This window comes from Microbulbifer sp. ABE4_465 (assembly GCF_056160765.1).
Genome location: NZ_JBSWXV010000008.1, coordinates 71,193 through 87,084 on the forward strand (window position 1 = coordinate 71,193; position 15,892 = coordinate 87,084).

The 15,892-nt window shown below is 59.9% G+C and carries 18 protein-coding genes; 5 read left to right on the top strand and 13 right to left on the bottom strand.

Annotation, left to right across the window (positions count from 1 at the left end; genetic code table 11):
- Positions 1-46 precede the first annotated feature (46 nt).
- Positions 47-1,966: an ABC-F family ATP-binding cassette domain-containing protein gene (locus tag ACXAG1_RS13235; protein WP_475119942.1), complete on the top strand. Its 1,920-nt coding sequence runs from the start codon at positions 47-49 to the stop codon at positions 1,964-1,966.
- 33 nt (positions 1,967-1,999) lie between these two features.
- On the opposite strand, the gene ACXAG1_RS13240 is transcribed toward ACXAG1_RS13235, so the two are convergent.
- The 7 genes from ACXAG1_RS13240 to ftsY form a co-directional block, all read right to left on the bottom strand.
- Complete coding sequence (locus ACXAG1_RS13240) at positions 2,000-2,824, bottom strand: outer membrane beta-barrel protein (RefSeq protein ID WP_475119943.1); 825 nt, start codon at positions 2,822-2,824, stop codon at positions 2,000-2,002.
- Between the two features lie 90 nt (positions 2,825-2,914).
- Complete coding sequence (trmB, locus tag ACXAG1_RS13245) at positions 2,915-3,652, bottom strand: tRNA (guanosine(46)-N7)-methyltransferase TrmB (protein WP_475119944.1); 738 nt, start codon at positions 3,650-3,652, stop codon at positions 2,915-2,917.
- A gap of 200 nt (positions 3,653-3,852) precedes the next feature.
- Positions 3,853-4,230 carry a DUF423 domain-containing protein gene (locus ACXAG1_RS13250; RefSeq protein ID WP_475119945.1) on the bottom strand — a complete coding sequence of 126 codons (378 nt, stop codon included), beginning with the start codon at positions 4,228-4,230 and terminating at the stop codon, positions 3,853-3,855.
- Positions 4,231-4,496: 266 nt separating this feature from the next.
- The gene (gene rpoH, locus ACXAG1_RS13255) at positions 4,497-5,351 is read right to left on the bottom strand and encodes an RNA polymerase sigma factor RpoH (protein ID WP_475119946.1); all 855 of its coding nucleotides are present in this window, start codon (positions 5,349-5,351) and stop codon (positions 4,497-4,499) included.
- A 437-nt stretch (positions 5,352-5,788) separates the two neighbouring features.
- Positions 5,789-6,802 carry a permease-like cell division protein FtsX gene (gene ftsX / locus ACXAG1_RS13260; protein WP_475119947.1) on the bottom strand — a complete coding sequence of 338 codons (1,014 nt, stop codon included), beginning with the start codon at positions 6,800-6,802 and terminating at the stop codon, positions 5,789-5,791.
- Positions 6,786-7,469 (bottom strand): cell division ATP-binding protein FtsE, encoded by a 684-nt coding sequence (gene ftsE, locus ACXAG1_RS13265; protein WP_475119948.1) that lies wholly within the window; start codon positions 7,467-7,469, stop codon positions 6,786-6,788. The genes ftsX and ftsE overlap by 17 nt, the downstream gene beginning before the upstream one ends.
- Before the next feature lie 107 nt (positions 7,470-7,576).
- A complete protein-coding gene (gene ftsY / locus ACXAG1_RS13270) occupies positions 7,577-8,560 on the bottom strand; it encodes a signal recognition particle-docking protein FtsY (protein ID WP_475119996.1) in 984 nt (327 codons plus the stop codon).
- Positions 8,561-9,008: 448 nt separating this feature from the next.
- On the opposite strand from ftsY, the gene rsmD reads away from it, so the two are divergent.
- The 4 genes from rsmD (at position 9,009) to sugE (ending at position 12,462) form a co-directional block, all read left to right on the top strand.
- On the top strand, positions 9,009-9,605 hold the full coding sequence (gene rsmD / locus ACXAG1_RS13275) for a 16S rRNA (guanine(966)-N(2))-methyltransferase RsmD (RefSeq protein ID WP_475119949.1): 597 nt from the start codon (positions 9,009-9,011) through the stop codon (positions 9,603-9,605).
- Positions 9,606-9,742: 137 nt separating this feature from the next.
- Positions 9,743-10,222 carry a pantetheine-phosphate adenylyltransferase gene (gene coaD, locus ACXAG1_RS13280; protein WP_475119950.1) on the top strand — a complete coding sequence of 160 codons (480 nt, stop codon included), beginning with the start codon at positions 9,743-9,745 and terminating at the stop codon, positions 10,220-10,222.
- Positions 10,223-10,298: 76 nt separating this feature from the next.
- A complete protein-coding gene (gene ggt / locus ACXAG1_RS13285; protein ID WP_475119951.1) occupies positions 10,299-12,083 on the top strand; it encodes a gamma-glutamyltransferase in 1,785 nt (594 codons plus the stop codon).
- Between the two features lie 52 nt (positions 12,084-12,135).
- Positions 12,136-12,462 (top strand): quaternary ammonium compound efflux SMR transporter SugE, encoded by a 327-nt coding sequence (sugE, locus tag ACXAG1_RS13290; protein WP_475091213.1) that lies wholly within the window; start codon positions 12,136-12,138, stop codon positions 12,460-12,462.
- Between the two features lie 8 nt (positions 12,463-12,470).
- Here sugE and ACXAG1_RS13295 read toward each other — a convergent pair whose 3' ends face one another.
- The 6 genes from ACXAG1_RS13295 to radC form a co-directional block, all read right to left on the bottom strand.
- Complete coding sequence (locus ACXAG1_RS13295; protein ID WP_475091214.1) at positions 12,471-13,046, bottom strand: disulfide bond formation protein B; 576 nt, start codon at positions 13,044-13,046, stop codon at positions 12,471-12,473.
- 20 nt (positions 13,047-13,066) lie between these two features.
- On the bottom strand, positions 13,067-13,225 hold the full coding sequence (locus ACXAG1_RS13300; protein ID WP_475091215.1) for a DUF5993 family protein: 159 nt from the start codon (positions 13,223-13,225) through the stop codon (positions 13,067-13,069).
- Positions 13,226-13,286: 61 nt separating this feature from the next.
- Positions 13,287-14,102, bottom strand: a complete 816-nt coding sequence (gene mutM / locus ACXAG1_RS13305; protein WP_475119952.1) for a bifunctional DNA-formamidopyrimidine glycosylase/DNA-(apurinic or apyrimidinic site) lyase — start codon at positions 14,100-14,102, stop codon at positions 13,287-13,289.
- Between the two features lie 234 nt (positions 14,103-14,336).
- Positions 14,337-14,492: a 50S ribosomal protein L33 gene (gene rpmG, locus ACXAG1_RS13310; RefSeq protein ID WP_043319942.1), complete on the bottom strand. Its 156-nt coding sequence runs from the start codon at positions 14,490-14,492 to the stop codon at positions 14,337-14,339.
- Positions 14,493-14,524: 32 nt separating this feature from the next.
- Positions 14,525-14,761, bottom strand: coding sequence for a 50S ribosomal protein L28 (rpmB, locus tag ACXAG1_RS13315; RefSeq protein ID WP_010132080.1), 237 nt, complete (start codon positions 14,759-14,761; stop codon positions 14,525-14,527).
- 411 nt (positions 14,762-15,172) lie between these two features.
- The gene (gene radC, locus ACXAG1_RS13320; protein ID WP_475091217.1) at positions 15,173-15,847 is read right to left on the bottom strand and encodes a RadC family protein; all 675 of its coding nucleotides are present in this window, start codon (positions 15,845-15,847) and stop codon (positions 15,173-15,175) included.
- Between the last annotated feature and the right edge of the window lie 45 nt (positions 15,848-15,892).

Consider the following 15,892-nt stretch of genomic DNA (forward strand, 5'->3'; position numbering starts at 1 on the left):
TAGCCGATAGCCTAGTCAAAATCGGGCGAATTCAAAGAGGTTTCCATTGATTAATCTGCAAGGCGTATCGCTGCAGGTGGGCGGGCGCGACCTGCTCAACGACGCCAGCTGCCGTATCTTCCCCGGTCACAAGGTCGGCGTCATCGGCGCCAATGGCTGCGGCAAGTCCACCCTGTTCAAGATGCTGTTGAAGCAGCAGGACAGCGATGCCGGCAGTGTGGAGGTTCCCTCCGGCTGGGAAATTGCCCATATGGCTCAGGAGGTAACTGCCAGCGAGCGCAGCGCGCTGGACTACGCCCTGGATGGCGACCACCGCCTGCGGGAGCTGCAGGGACAGCTGGATGCCGCCGAGGCCGATGGCAGCGACGGCAAACGCATCGCGGAACTGCACGAGCGCATGGCGGCGATTGATGGTTACAGCGGTCCTGCCCGTGCCGCACAGTTGCTCGACGGCCTGGGTTTTTCCCACGCCGACCAGCAGCGCCCGGTGAAAAGCTTTTCCGGTGGCTGGCGCATTCGCCTGAACCTGGCGCGGGCGCTGATGTGCCCTGCGGATCTGCTGCTGCTGGACGAACCCACCAACCACCTGGATCTGGATGCGACCCTGTGGCTGGAACAGTGGCTGCAGCGTTTCCCCGGTACCCTGTTGATCATCTCCCACGACCGGGATTTTCTCGATGCGGTGGTAGACGGTATTGTCAGCTTTGAGCATCAGGACCTGGTGCTCTACAGCGGTAACTACACCGCCTTCGAGCGCGCCCGTGCCGAGCGATTGGCACAGCAGCAGGTGCAGTACGAGAAACAGCAGGCGCAGCGCGCGCATATGGAGGACTTTGTGCGGCGCTTTCGCGCAAAGGCCACCAAGGCCAAGCAGGCCCAGAGCCGCCTGAAGGCACTGGACCGCATGGCGGAGATTGCTCCGGCACACGTGGACTCTCCGTTCCGCTTTCGTTTGCCGTCGTCTGACAAGGTGTCCAACCCGCTGATCGATCTGCGCGAGGCGGAGATCGGCTACCCCGGCAAGACCATTCTGCCGCGGGTGGAAATGGGTATTCAGCCCGGCCGCCGTATCGGACTGCTCGGGCCGAACGGCGCGGGTAAATCCTCTCTGATCAAAACCCTCGCCGGGGAAATACCCCTGATTCACGGCGAGCGCCAGTGCGGCGAGCACCTGCAGATCGGCTACTTCGCCCAGCACCAGCTGGAGGCGCTGGATTCGAAGGCTTCCCCTCTGCTGCATGTACAGCGCCTGTCCCCCAACGCCAGCGAGCAGGAACTGCGGGATTTCCTCGGCGGCTACGGGTTTATTGGCGATCGCGTGTTCGAGGCCGTAGGTGGCTTCTCCGGTGGTGAAAAGGCGAGGGTGGCTCTGGCACTGCTGGCGTGGCAAAAACCCAATCTGCTGCTGCTGGATGAACCCACCAACCACCTGGACCTGGAGATGCGCCACGCCCTGACCCTGGCGCTGGCAGAATTCCCCGGTGCGGTGATCCTGGTATCCCACGATCGCCACCTGCTGGCGAATACCACCGATGAATTTATCCTGGTGGCCGAGGGGCGCGCGGAGCCCTTCGATGGCGATCTGGATGACTACAAACAGTGGCTTTTGGCGTTCAAGCGCGAGGAGAAGCGGCAGAGCGGCAGTGAGTCGGCCGCTAGCGATACGGCCGCCAGGCCGGTGGAAGACAAAAAGGCCCAACGCCGCGCTGCGGCGGCACTGCGCGAGCAGCTGAAACCACTCACCAACAAGCTAAAGAGTATCGAGCAGAAGATGGCGAAGGCGGAGAAGGAGGTACAGGTCCTGGATGAAAAGCTGGCGGATGAAGATCTCTACAGCGGCGGCCAGCAGGACGAAATTACCCGCCTGACCAGGGCCCAAGGGGAAGCGAAAGAGTCCCTGGAAGAGCTGGAAATGGAATGGCTGGAAGTATCGGAGGCGCTGGAAGCGGCTCGGGCGGGAGAGTAATCTGCCTCTCCCCCCGATAGGCGCAATCGACGTTTACTTGGAAAAGTCGCTGGGATCGTAGGCTTCCCGCTGGCAGCCGTCGACGTTCACCGCCATACCCATGGGCGTTCCGGGGCACTGATCGAGATAGTCCGGCACCCCGTCGCCATCGCTGTCGATGGGGCAGCCCCGCTGGTCCACATCAATTCCCGGCGGTGTCTGCGGACATTGGTCGATATTGCTGTAAATCCCGTCGCCGTCCCAGTCTCTCGGGGCGACCTCATCTTGCCACTGATACCCGATGGCAAAGCTCAGGAAGCTGTCCATACCGCCTTCCTCAACCCCCTGGAATCCCCGCAGATCTCCGCGGATCTGCCAGCGCGGTAGAAACTGGTATTTCACACCGGCGCCGAAGTTGACCATGGTCTGACGGTGGTGCCAGTCATCCGGGTAGCCGTAGGTATCCTCGTCGATTCGTAACTCGCCGACACCGGCCACCACATACGGCTGCCACAGATAATTGCCGCAGAACTGACCGGCAAACTGGTACATAAGGTCGAGGTGATAGTTCTGCACGCCGACGTCTTCGCGGGTGTCACGGACATTGACGCTGAAATAATCGTACACGCCTTCGATGGCCCAGCGGTCGGTAATGTTGTAGCCGAAGCCGATACCGCCTCCCGAGCTGTCGTCCAGCTCAAATCCGAAGTAGGGCGTGCCGTCGAGGCGCTGGTCGTCAAACCAGTACTGTCCGGCGTTAAGATAAAGATTGAGTGTCCCTTCCTGATCGGCCAGGGTCGGTCCGCTCAGCAGGAGCAGTGCACCGCCCAGTAGTAAGGCGCGCATTTGATTTGAGACGAGGGTGGGGCTTGTTGTCATTGTTGCTCCGGAGCATCCATTTACCGGTAGACAGAAGATAGCACAGCGGGCCGGGAGTTATTTCCTATCTGACCCGCGGTGTTTGTCGGCTTATTTCCTTTTGTAGAGCAGGTCCCAAACGCCGTGGCCCAGACGTTCGCCGCGGCGCTCGAATTTGGTTTGCGGCCTGAAATCGGGGCGCGGGGCGTAGTTGCCTTTGCCTGCGGTATTTTCCAGCAACTCTTCCGCTTCGAGCACTTCGAGCATCTGCTCTGCGTAGTTTTCCCAATCGGTGGCCATGTGCATGAGGCCGCCGGGTTTCAGTTTGCTACACAGGAGTTTTACAAACTCCGGTTGCACGATGCGGCGCTTGTTGTGCTTCTTTTTGTGCCAGGGATCGGGGAAGTACAGTTGGAAGCGGTCGAGGCTGGCGTCAGGAATACAGTCGTTGAGCACGTCGATGGCGTCGGCCATGTAGACGCGCAGGTTTTTGACTTCAGATTTGCCGGCGTTGTTGATCAGGCGACCGACCCCGGGCGGGTGGACTTCGATGCCAATAAAGTCTTTGTCGGTTTCGGCTTCGCTCATTTCCAGCAGGGAGTCGCCCATGCCGAATCCGATTTCCAGTACTACTGGCGCTTCGCGGCCAAAGATTTCTTTCGGGTCAATGGCGCCGTCGTACAGGGACAGACCAAACGGGCCCCAGTAATTATCGAAGGCCTTGCGCTGGCCCTCGGTCATACGCCCGCCACGAATCACGTAGCTACGGATGGATTTCTTTTTGAATTCGGTGCGGTAGGGGAAGTCTTCTTCCTCGTTACCTGGTTCGTTGTTGGGTTCTTCTTGCATCTCTTACCTCTGAGCTCCGCAGCTTTTTTTGGGTGCTCCGTAGCTGGTGGTGGGGCGGCCCAGCACCGGGTATGGGGTTTCAGAACCGAGCTAGGCGCCCCCCTGTGAATACGTCCCTGTCGCCGACGCTTCTGAAACCCCATACCCGGCACTTGGCCTTCAATTCGTATTTCTGTGTTTTTACCGCCTTTGGTTGGCGATTATTTTCCGTAATTCAAGGCGGCGACAAATAGTGCTATCCAGCCACCGATCAGCAGGGTGCCGCCCAACGGGGTGATGGGACCCAAAATTCTGGGACCGCCGAAGGTCAGGCCGTAAAGGCTGCCGGAGAAAAACAGGATGCCGATTGCAAACAGGGCACCACTTACAATCAGCGAGGTTTTTGCGCCGATCTGATGAATCAATACCGCCACAGCGATCAGGGCCAGGGCGTGAATCATTTGGTAGTGCACACCGGTTTTATAGGCTTCCAACAAGTTTTCCGCGACTTTGTCGCGCAGACCATGGGCCCCAAACGCACCTAGAACCACACCGGTGCCACCAAAAAATGCGGCGAGCAATAAATACAATTTAGCCATCGTTATTCCTTTCGTTCTGGCTTACGAAGAACAGCAGTCAAAATTGAAGGGGAGGTACCGGGGATCTGTTTTCGGAAGCGTCGCAAACAGGAAGTTTGCGCCGCAACGCCCAGGGATGGGTTCACAGTGGTTCCGAAAACAGATACCCGGTGCCTCACCGCCACCAGACCAGCTTCAAAGCGAATCCCACTAACCCCGAACAAAGCCCCCATACGAAAAAACCGCGCCAGTAGCGCGGTTCTTGAATCCGGTCAGTGAGAAGGCTGTCAGGCCTCCATCGCCACCCGGACTTTTTTCATGGCGTTCTTTTCAAGCTGGCGGATTCGCTCAGCAGAAACACCGTATTTGTCGGCCAGCTCGTGCAGCGTCGACTTGGACTCGCTCAACCAGCGCGCCTCGATAATATCGCGGCTGCGGTCGTCCAGCTGCTCCATCGCGGCCGTCAGGTTGTTCACGCTGGTTTCCTGCCAGTTATCGTTTTCCAGCATGGTGGCCGGATCGTAACGGCGGTCTTCCAGGTAGTGGGCCGGCGCTTGCCACGCGGAATCTTCGTCGTCGTCCACGCCGGCATCGAAGGCCGCATCGTGGGCCGCCAAGCGACCTTCCATATCGTGTACGTGCTGCACATCCACGTTCAGCTCAGCAGCAACGCGCTTGGCCTCATCGTTGGTCAGCCACGCCAGCTTCTTCTTCTGGCCACGCAGGTTGAAGAACAGCTTGCGCTGCGCCTTGGTGGTGGCGATCTTGACGATGCGCCAGTTGCGCAGGATGAACTCGTGAATCTCCGCCTTGATCCAGTGCACTGCAAAGGACACCAGACGCACACCCCTTTCCGGATTGAAACGCTTCACCGCCTTCATCAGGCCCACGTTACCTTCCTGAATCAGGTCGCCCTGGTTCAGACCGTAGCCGGAGTAAGACTTAGCAATGTGCACAACAAAGCGCAGGTGAGACATGACCAGCTGACGGGCCGCCTCGAGATTTTCGTGATAGTAGAGATCTTCCGCGAGCTTCTTTTCTTCCTCGGCGGAGAGTACTTCAAAGCCGCTGACCGTCTGGATGTAGGCGTTCAGATTGGCGCCCGGCGACAGTGTGTGAATCGGCTGTAAACTGGTTCCCATTCAGGATTCTCCTCGTAACTCAGGTTGCCCCGCTTGGCACTTGCTGCCCGGACTATTTCATACCGGGACCAGTAGTTTGCGGCGGCTTGCTCTTGCGGCCCTGAACTGAGCACTTTCAAATGAACAGCGATCAGTTTTTAAGCGGCACCGGGAGAGCAAAGTTGGCCACAGTGTAGCACCCGCACCGGGAAATGGAACCCCGGGAGCAGGAGGTCGGCAAACCGCGCCAGCCCTTAATTTCCGGGTGATTAGAGCGGTTATCCACAGGGGAAGTTCCACGCTTTACGATTCTTGACTGACCATTCGGTCAACCTCTGTTTTACACCCCAAAATATGAAGTAAACCCCGTCATACCGGCGCAGGCCGGTATTCAGTGCAGAGTTTGAGCATCGTGGGATTCTGGATCCCGGCTCGAGGCCGGGATGACGAGGCGGGCACTAGCGAGGTTGAATCGCGGAAATATGCCGCGCCACGGCCAGCCAGGCGCCGGTCAAACCCAGCAGGGCCGCACCACCGGCGAGGCCAATGAGGTAGGTGAAGCCGGGCCCATCGAGGCGGAAGCCACTGCCGTAGAGGTTCGCCAGCCCGCTCACCGGCCCCGCCAGCAACCAGACCCCAATGCTCACCAGCAGCCAGGCAATCAGCCCACCGACGAGGCCATACACCAACCCGGTATACAGGAAGGGCCGGCGCACGAAGGCGTCCGTCGCCCCCACCAGCTTCACCACCAGAATCTCGTCCCGGCGGTTCTCGATATGCAGGCGGATACTGTTTACCACCACCAGCAGCACCCCCAGCGCCAGCAGAAATGCCAGCCCCAGGCTCATACGGCGGCCGAGTTCGGTGAGATTCGCCAGCCGCTGCACCCAGGCCATATCCAGCACCACCGAGTCGGTCAGCGCACTCTCGCGCAGGCGCTCGGCCAGAGACTCCAGCGCAGCACTGTCGGACCCCCGTGGGCGCACCAGCAACACCGCTGGCAACGGGTTGCTGTCCATTCCCAGCAGCGCATCCCCGAGCCCGGACGCCTGCTGAAATTCCGCCAGCGCCTGCTCCGGAGAAATGTACGTCACCTGCGCCACCAGTGGATCACCGCGCAGATCGTCCGCAAAGGACGTGACCGCACTCTGCTTGGCGCGCTTGTGTAGGAACACCGAAATCTGCGGTTGCCCATCCCAGCCGGCCACCGCCTTCTGGAAGTTAGTCAGCCCCAACTGCAGTGCCGCCGGCAGCGCCAGCGCAATGGCAATCACCAGCGCCGTCATACCGCTGGACATGGGCGAGGCAAAAAAACGCACCCAGGACTCCCGCCACATCTCGCGGTGATGATCCAGCCAACTGCCGAAGAGGTCACCCATACTGGTGCGCGCGGTCACCGCGCCGGTAGAGCGGGCGCGCTCGGGGGCTTGCGGTTGGGTTCTTGCGGATGAAGATTTAATACGCTGGTTCACGGCTCGGGTATCCGTCGTAGATCAATTGGCCCTGCTGCAGGGTCAGCACCCGCTGGCGCATCCGCGCAATCAGCTCGAGATCGTGGCTTGCTATCAACACCGTCGTGCCCACCCCGTTGAACTGCCGGAACAGATTCATGATCTCCTCCGAAAGCTTCGGGTCCAGGTTACCGGTCGGCTCATCCGCCACCAGCAGCGTCGGCTTGTTCACCACCGCCCGCGCAATCCCCACCCGCTGCTGCTCACCACCGGAGAGCACAATGGGATTCTGCTTCTCCTTGTGCAGCAACCCCACCTTATCCAACGCCGCCCGCACCCGCCGGCCCACCTCGCGCTTACTGCAGCCAGACACGGAAAGAGGCAGCGCCACGTTATCGAACACGGTGCGATCGAATAGCAGCTGGTGATTCTGGAACACGATACCGAGGTTGCGGCGGTAGTAGGGGATCTGGCCATTACGCAGCCGATTCAGATTCTGGCCGCCAACGATGATGCTGCCGCGGGTAGGGCGCTCGATGGCGGTGAGCAGTTTCAGGAGGGTACTTTTACCGGCGCCAGAATGACCGGTGAGAAACACCATCTCCGCGCGATCGATCTCCAGACTGACCCGCCCCAGCGCATCCTGGCCGGACTCGTAGCGTTTATTGACGTTATCAAACTGGATCATGAGCGCGTTTTTGTTGTTTTAATTTCTTCGAGAGCGCGTCTATTGCACTTCGGTTTAATGCGAAGGCGCTGATAGCGGGTATAGCCTTGCAAGACCTTCCAGTGCTATCACCCCTGAGCGCGATTAAACAGCGCCGCCACAAAGTCTTTGGCCACAAACGGCTGCAAGTCCTCTGCCTGCTCGCCGACACCGATAAAGCGTACCGGAATCCCCAGCTTCTGCGCCAGCGCGAAAATCACCCCGCCCTTGGCCGTACCATCGAGCTTGGTCAGCACCAACCCCGTCACCCCGGCAGAATTCTTGAAGGTCTCCGCCTGAGACAAAGCGTTCTGCCCGGTGCCCGCATCCAGCACCAGCAACACTTCATGGGGCGCCGAATCATCCAGCTTGCCCATCACCCGGCGCACCTTCGACAACTCCTCCATCAGATTGGACTTGTTGTGCAGGCGACCCGCGGTATCCGCAATCACCACATCCACACCCCGGGATTGCGCAGACTGTATCGCATCAAAGATGACAGAGGCGCTATCGGCACCGGTGTGCTGAGCCACCACCGGCACATTGTGGCGCTGACCCCAAACCTGCAGCTGCTCCACCGCCGCCGCACGGAAGGTATCACCGGCGGCCAGCATCACCGACTTGCCCTCGTTCAGGAAGCGATGCGCCAGCTTGCCAATGGTCGTCGTCTTGCCGACACCGTTCACGCCCACCACCAGGATCACAAACGGCTTTTTCGCCTGATCGATGGCCAGGGGCGCCTCAACCTTGTCCAATAGCCCCGCCAGTTCTTCCTGCAGCGCCTTGTACAGCGCCTCGCCATTGGACAGCTCGCGGCGGGAAACCCGCTCGGTCAGGCGATCGATAATCTCAGTGGTGGCGTCTACGCCCACGTCCGCCATCAGCAGCTGGGTCTCCAGCTCCTCCATCAGGTCTTCATCGATCTCCTTGGCGCCCAGGAACAGATTGCCCATACCCTCGGCAAACTGGCTGCTGGTGCGGGACAGGCCCCGGCGGATACGGGCAAAAAAGCCTTCTTTCTTGGGTTTTTCCTGCTCTTTTGCAGGAACAGGAGGAGCCAGTTCTTCCTGCACTTCAGCTACAGGCGTCTCGGGAGCAGGTGGCGCTTCCACCGCGGCCACCGGATCAAACCCGGATTCCGGGGCCTCTTCCGCCGACAGGGTTTCACCCTCGTCCGCCGCCACCGGCGTCTCTTCTTCCACTGGCTGCTCTACGGCCTCCTCGGCCAGGGCATCTGCCAGCAGGTTCTCCGGAATCTCAAACTCGACCTCATCCGCTGTCTCTACCAGCGGGTTCTGGGCCTCCGTCGAGGGTGTCGCCTCCTCGGCGGCCTGGTCCTCGGGCTTCTTCTTGCGCAGAAAATCAAAAATCATCGGGTGTGGATTCTTCGAAGGAAAAGGGTGACTGGCGAATACCGGCTGGCAGCCGGCCCTGGAAAGGCGCTAATCTTAGCACCGCTGACTGTTTAGCACACAGTAGCCCGTCCCTATTTGCCGCTGTAACGATTTTTCCGGACCGCCAATGCCCAGAAACCGCCGCCCCCGACCTAACGACAGTGCTCGCCCGTCGGCAGCATCGCAGTTGCGCATCATCGGCGGCCGCTGGCGCGGGCGGAAAGTGGCCTTTGCCCCCATTGAAGGACTGCGCCCCACCGGCGACCGCCTGCGCGAGACACTGTTCAACTGGCTGCAGTTTCACCTGCCGGGGGCCCGCTGCCTGGACCTGTTCGCGGGCTCCGGCGCGCTGGGCCTGGAGGCCCTGAGCCGCGGCGCCGCGCAGGTCGATTTTGTGGAGCTGGATCGGGGGGCCGCGCAGATACTGCGGCAGCAGCTGGGTCTACTGGAAGCCGAAGGCGCACAGGTGCACAACTGCCCGGCGGAGGTGTACCTGAGCCAGCCCGCCGAGCCGTTTGATGTAATCTTTGTCGACCCGCCCTTCGCCAACGACCTGTGGACAGCAGCGCTGACGGGCCTGGTGGAGGCCGGCTGCATCGGTGAAGACACTCTGATCTACGTGGAATCCCCGCGGAATACCCAGGTTCCCGCGCCTGCAAACTGGCAGCTGGATAAGGAAAAGCAGGCCGGGCAGGTCTGCATGCGACTTTTTAAAGCCAGTTGACGCCAGCTGATGCAAAATTTCGCGCGTGAATCCCGAACATTCACCCAAGTTTGACGGATTTTCCCCGGACTTTTTGAGAGCGGGGGCTAAATTGTTTAAGATGCGCGTCCCTTCTGGCCGGCAAGGCGAATTGGCTTATGAAAAAAGTGGTTTATCCGGGTACTTTCGACCCCATCACCAATGGTCACATGGACCTGGTTGAGCGTGCCTGCCGCATGTTCGATCACGTGGTGGTCGCCGTTGCCGCCAGCACTCGCAAAAATCCGCTGTTCACCATGGAAGAGCGGGTGGAGCTGGCCCAGCAGGAGCTGGCTCACCTGGACAATATCGAGGTGATCGGCTTCGACATCCTGCTCGCCGACCTGGTGCGCCAGCTGGATGCCCACGGTGTGGTGCGCGGCCTGCGCGCGGTATCCGACTTCGAATACGAATTCCAGCTCGCCAATATGAACCGCCAACTGGCGCCACAGATGGAAAGCCTGTTCCTGACCCCGGCGGAGCACCTCTCCTACATTTCCTCCTCACTGGTGCGCGAGATCGCCTCCCTCGGCGGCGACGTCACCAAGTTCGTCCCCCCCGGCGTCCAGAAAGCCCTGCAGGAAAAATACAGCCGCTAAGGCCCACCGTCGATTGTCAGCCTCGGCGCTGGCAGTCTGATACACTCGGGCGATTCCAGTCATTTTGGATCGCCCAGTGAAACGTATTCCGCTTCTCTCCCTCATTCTTTCCACCGCCCTGTCCGGTCAGCTGCTTTCCAGTCTGCTGATAGCCACGGCGAGTGCCGCTGTGCCCGGCACCCAAGCCGAGCAAACGGAAGTACAGCCGGAGATCGCTACCGGGCGCACGGAAATCAAATCTGCCACTGCCGAGTCCTATATGGCGGTCACCGCCAACCCCCACGCCTCCGATGCCGCCGCCAAGATGCTCGCCAAGGGCGGCACCGCGGTGGATGCTGCCATTGCCGCACAACTGGTACTCGGTCTGGTGGAGCCGCAATCCTCCGGCATCGGTGGCGGTGCCTTTATGCTGAGCTACCGCGCCGACGACAAGAAACTCTACTCCTACGACGGCCGCGAAACTGCGCCCATGGCGGCGGACGAAAATTACTTTATTCAGGACGGCAAACCCCGCGGCTTTCTCGAAGCGGTAATCGGCGGTTACTCCGTAGGCGTGCCCGGTGTGATGCGTATGCTGGAGCTGGCCCACAAGCGCGACGGCAAACTGCCGTGGAAGGCGCTGTTTCAGCCGGCGATTGCGCTTGCCGAAAACGGCTTTGCCATATCGCCCCGCCTTTACCATCTGGCGGACCGGATGCCGCGCGTCGCGGTGCGCCCGGCCATCAGCGAATACCTGTTCGGCAAAGAAGGCGAGCCGCTGCCCGTTGGCCATATCCTGAAAAACCCCGAGTACGCCGCCACCCTGAAATTGCTGGCCGCCAATGGTACCAAGCCTTTTTACGAGGGAGAGATTGCCGAAGCCATTGTCGATGCGGTGCGCGACGATCCCATCAACCCCGGTGTGATGACCCTGAAAGATATGGCCGACTACCAGGCCAAGGTGCGCAAGCCGGTGTGCAGCGAATTTTTCGAGTATGAAGTGTGCGGGGCCGCGGCGCCGTCGTCCGGCGGCACCACCGTGGGAGCAATCCTCGGTATGTTGCAGCATATTCCCATGGAAAAGCTGGACGTCGGCAGTGCGGAACTGACCCATCTGTTCGTGGAAGCCTCCGAACTGGCCTTCGCCGACCGCAATACCTACTCGGCGGACAGCGACTTTGTCGAGGTGCCTACCGATGAACTGGTCGCGCCGCACTATCTGGCGCAGCGGGCCAAGCTGATCAACCTGGAAAAAGCTATGCCGGCGCGCTCAGGTGCACCGGGAGAACTTTCCGGCAAACATATTGAAGCCAAATCCCCGGAAATGCCCAATACCAGTCATCTGTCCATTGTCGATCAGTACGGCAATGCTGTGAGTATGACCACCAGTATTGAAACCGGATTTGGTTCGCGCCTGCTGGTCAAAGGTTTTCTGCTCAACAATCAGCTCACCGATTTCTCCTTTGTACCGCGCAATGCGGAAAAGGAGCGGGTCGCGAATCGTGTACAACCGGGCAAGCGCCCGCGCTCGTCCATGTCGCCCACCATCGTCTTCAACAAGGACGGCAGCCTGCGCATGGTTGTCGGCTCCCCGGGCGGATCGCGGATTATTGATTACACTGCACGTACCATTCTCTACCATCTGTCCAAGGGCATGCCGATTGCCGAGGCGATACACGCGGGCAATATCGGCGCGATTGGCTATCGGGTGGAAGTGGAGCCGGACACGCTGACGGATACCGAGCTGAAAAAGCTCGAAGCCCTGGGTCACAAGGTGGTGCGCAAGGAATTGAACAGCGGTATTCACGGTATCGCACTGAAAGACGGAGCGCTGTATGGCGGCGCAGACACACGCCGCGAAGGCAGTGCCGTCGGGCGCTAAAAGTTCACGAAGAGGCTCGCAACAAACCGGGTATCAACAGAGGTAAATCCACATGGCCAATCCCTGGCTACTGCTACTGATTGCCGGAGTACTGGAAGTGGGCTGGGCCATCGGCCTCAAGTACACCCAGGGCTTCAGCAAGCCGTTGCCCAGTGTGCTCACCATTATTGCCATGATCGCGAGTTTCTATTTCCTCGCACAGGCATTAAAGACGATTCCCGTTGGTACCGGCTACGCAGTGTGGACCGGCATTGGTGCGGTAGGCACTGCGATTCTTGGTATTGCCCTGTTTGCGGAATCCACAGCTTTGCCGCGGCTGCTGTGTATCGGCCTGATTGTGGCCGGCATTGCCGGACTCAAACTCACCTCGCCGGTTTAATTTCACATCTAAGACCTTCCCGGCAACCACAGATAGTTGGTGGGATCATCCGGGCAGGGGCCAACGCCACACTCCAGCAGTGTGGCTATTAGCGTAACCAGCAGTATCGCGAGAAAACTGTACACCGCCAGCCTCCCCAGCCATCCCGGTGTGCGCGGTACATCGGCGGCCTCCTTCAGCTTCATCTGATCAAGCAGTAACAACCCACCGAGAAACAGCCCCAGCGCAAAAAAGCCCAGCAGCGCCCAGGTGTAAAAATGAAGCCCGAGAAATGGTGAACCAAAACCAGGATCACCGGGAGCGATGTGCAGCAGAACCTGGCGCGCCGACGACACCATCCCCGCCAGCACCGACAGAATCGCTATGCCGTAATGGGCCGGGCGACTACCAAAACAGACGTTCAGCATCAGACCGAGCCCGGCCATGGCAAAGGCAACCCGCTGCAGCAGGCACAATGGGCAGGGCAGTTCGTGCAGCACAATCTGCCAGGCAAAGGCGAACCAGAGTACCCCGCTAATTCCGAGCAGGGCGAGAGCGTTCAGACAATCGGTCCAGCGGCGCAGACCAAGCAATTGGTGAATCACGGCGCAGGTCTCCGGTGGCGTTACAGGGAAATGTTCAGGCTCGACGTCATATGGTAGAAGCACCAGGCCACATAGATAGCCGCGGTAATCCCCCACCAGACCATGGCGGTACAACGGTGCCCACGCCAGGCGAACCAGGCGGAGATGAGTGCCGTGAGTAAGGGCAACATCATAATCATGGAAATGCGTCCGATGAGAATATCGGACTCAAATTTAGGGTGGGTGCAAATGGATTCCCAATCAGCGCTGGCAGCGGGGGCAGAAGAAGGTGTTTCGTTGTCCGATGATCTGCTCACGGATGGTACCGGGGCAGCGAGGGCAGGGGTGGCCGGCGCGGCCGTAGGCGTTGAGTTGTTGAGCAAAGTAGCCGGGTTTGCCGTCACCGCCGACGAAGTCCTTGAGGGTGGTGCCGCCCTGTTCGATGGCGGCGGCAAGGACGGTTTTGATGGCTTCCACTAACCGCTCGTAGCGCGGGCGGGAGATTTTGCCGGCGGGGGTCTGCGGGCGGATGCCGGCCATAAACAGGGCCTCAGACGCGTAGATGTTGCCGACGCCGACGACGATACGACCGTCCATGATGAAGGTCTTTACCGGGGCTTTGCGGCTGCGGGAGGCGCTGAACAGGTGGTCGCTGTGAAATTCATCGCTGAGGGGTTCGGGGCCCAGATGGGCGATGAGTTCGTGATCGGCGATGTATTCGGTTGTCCACAACAGGGCGCCGAAACGCCGGGGGTCGTGGAAGCGCAGGCGCTGGCCGCTGTCGAGGAGCCAGTCGATATGGTCGTGTTTTTCCGGCGGCAGTTTGCCGTCGACGATCCGCAGGCTGCCGGACATGCCCAGGTGCCAGATGGCGAGGCCTTTATCGGTTTCCACCAGCAGATATTTTGCACGGCGGTCCAGGCGCTGAATCCGGGCACCCTGAATCTTCTCGGCAAAGTCCGCATCCACCGGCCAGCGCAGGCTGTGCTGGCGGATCTCACACAGCTTTACCTTTCGGCCTTCCAGATGGGGGGCCAGGCCGCGCTTGGTAGTTTCTACTTCAGGTAGTTCAGGCATCGTTTTGGGTTCCGGGCAACCACTAGCGAGTCCAGTGGCGGTCATGGTGCCGGTGGAAGTTTGCGGGACACGCCGTAAACCCATCCCTGGGGGCTCGGCTGCGGCCATCCGGGCCGCAGACGGTCCCGCAAACTTCCACCGGCACCACGACCTTCGATTTGCAGATTTTCACTTCGATCAGACACAAAAAAGCCCGGAAAACCGGGCTTTTTCGCGAACTCGTCAGGCAATCAATTACTTGATTTTGCCTTCCTTGTACATAACGTGCTTGCGAGCAACGGGATCGTATTTTTTGATCTCCATTTTCTCAGGCATGTTGCGCTTGTTCTTGTCAGTGGTGTAGAAGTGGCCGGTGCCGGCGCTGGAATTCAGGCGAATCTTGTCACGCATTGTTCTGTCTCCAATCTGCGGTTAAGCAGTAATTAAACTTTCTCGCCGCGCTTGCGCAGCTCTGCCAGTACGGTATCGATACCTTTCTTATCGATAATGCGCATACCTTTAGTAGAAACACGCAGTTTAACGAAGCGCTTCTCTGCTTCCACCCAGAAACGGTGGGACTGCAGGTTCGGCACGAAGCGACGCTTGGTGCGGTTTTTGGCGTGAGAAACGTTGTTTCCGGTTACCGGGCGCTTACCGGTTACCTGACATACCTTGGACATCTGATTAGCCTCTTAAAAACTCTCGTGCCCTCAGCTCGGCGGCGGGGCAAATGCAAAATTCGTTATCCAGCGGACCGCGGGATCTGTACAGAATCTGGCCCGGCCGCAAAGAGCGGCGTTTTATACCAGAACACCCTAGGTGGGGCAAGTTTTGACCAGCTTTTTTGCTGTCTGAGCAGCCACTTTGGGTCGGAGGCGTCAATCCCGCCACAATTCAGGGAATCGCACCCCGGCTACGTAGCGCCATCGCCCTGGGGGGAAGGCGGAGTGACAGGGGTGGGTTTTCGAAACCGTCGGCGACAGGACGTCGCCGCCGGAGCGCCCAGGGATGGGTTCACAGCGATTTCGAGAACCCACACCTGGCGCTTCGCCGCCACGGCGGTGACTACGAAGTCCCTTATATAGAGGGAGCTAAATCAACCCCCGCTCCGCAAAAGAACACCCGCCACCCTCTCCGACAATCAGGTGATCCAACACCCGGATATCCACCAATGCCAGCGCATCCTTCAGCCGCCCGGTGATATGAATGTCCGCCTGACTGGGCTCACTCACCCCGGAGGGGTGGTTGTGGGCGAGGATCACCGCTGCGGCTCCCTTACTCAGGGCCGCCTGTACCACCTCGCGGGGATATACGCTCGCTGCGTTCAAGGTGCCCTCAAACAACTCCTCATAGGCAATCACCCGGTGCTGGCTGTCCAGAAACAGACAGCAGAACACCTCCCGGGTGCGATGCCGCAACTGTGCGGATAAATAGTCACGCACCGCCTGCGGGCTGGTCAGCGCATCCGATCGCTTCAGATCCTCCGCCAGATGCCGGCGGCCCATCTCCAGTACCGCCTGCAACTGCACGAACTTCGCATCCCCCAGCCCCTTACCGGCACAGAACGCCTTGCGCTCCGCCTCCAGTAAGGGCCGAAGCCCGCCAAAATCCGCCAGCAGCTGCCGCGCCAGATCCACCGCCGAGATACCCGGTAACCCTGTGCGCAGAAAGATCGCCAGCAGCTCCGCATCCGACAGTGCCGCCGCGCCTTTCGCCAGCAACTTCTCCCGCGGACGCTCCTCCGCCGGCCAGTCCGTAATCGCCATCTCCCCTCCCTGGGTAGAACTTATCAGTCAAAGTAAACGCTCGCT

Bases quoted from the DNA above. Each gene is read 5' to 3' on its own strand.
- ACXAG1_RS13240 (WP_475119943.1), bottom strand. From the start codon at position 2,824: ATGACAACAAGCCCCACCCTCGTCTCAAATCAAATGCGCGCCTTACTA.
- trmB (WP_475119944.1), bottom strand. From the start codon at position 3,652: ATGCAAGAAGAACCCAACAACGAACCAGGTAACGAGGAAGAAGACTTC.
- ACXAG1_RS13250 (WP_475119945.1), bottom strand. From the start codon at position 4,230: ATGGCTAAATTGTATTTATTGCTCGCCGCATTTTTTGGTGGCACCGGT.
- rpoH (WP_475119946.1), bottom strand. From the start codon at position 5,351: ATGGGAACCAGTTTACAGCCGATTCACACACTGTCGCCGGGCGCCAAT.
- ftsE (WP_475119948.1), bottom strand. From the start codon at position 7,469: ATGATCCAGTTTGATAACGTCAATAAACGCTACGAGTCCGGCCAGGAT.
- rsmD (WP_475119949.1), top strand. From the start codon at position 9,009: ATGCCCAGAAACCGCCGCCCCCGACCTAACGACAGTGCTCGCCCGTCG.
- coaD (WP_475119950.1), top strand. From the start codon at position 9,743: ATGAAAAAAGTGGTTTATCCGGGTACTTTCGACCCCATCACCAATGGT.
- sugE (WP_475091213.1), top strand. From the start codon at position 12,136: ATGGCCAATCCCTGGCTACTGCTACTGATTGCCGGAGTACTGGAAGTG.
- ACXAG1_RS13300 (WP_475091215.1), bottom strand. From the start codon at position 13,225: ATGATTATGATGTTGCCCTTACTCACGGCACTCATCTCCGCCTGGTTC.
- mutM (WP_475119952.1), bottom strand. From the start codon at position 14,102: ATGCCTGAACTACCTGAAGTAGAAACTACCAAGCGCGGCCTGGCCCCC.
- rpmG (WP_043319942.1), bottom strand. From the start codon at position 14,492: ATGCGTGACAAGATTCGCCTGAATTCCAGCGCCGGCACCGGCCACTTC.
- rpmB (WP_010132080.1), bottom strand. From the start codon at position 14,761: ATGTCCAAGGTATGTCAGGTAACCGGTAAGCGCCCGGTAACCGGAAAC.
- radC (WP_475091217.1), bottom strand. From the start codon at position 15,847: ATGGCGATTACGGACTGGCCGGCGGAGGAGCGTCCGCGGGAGAAGTTG.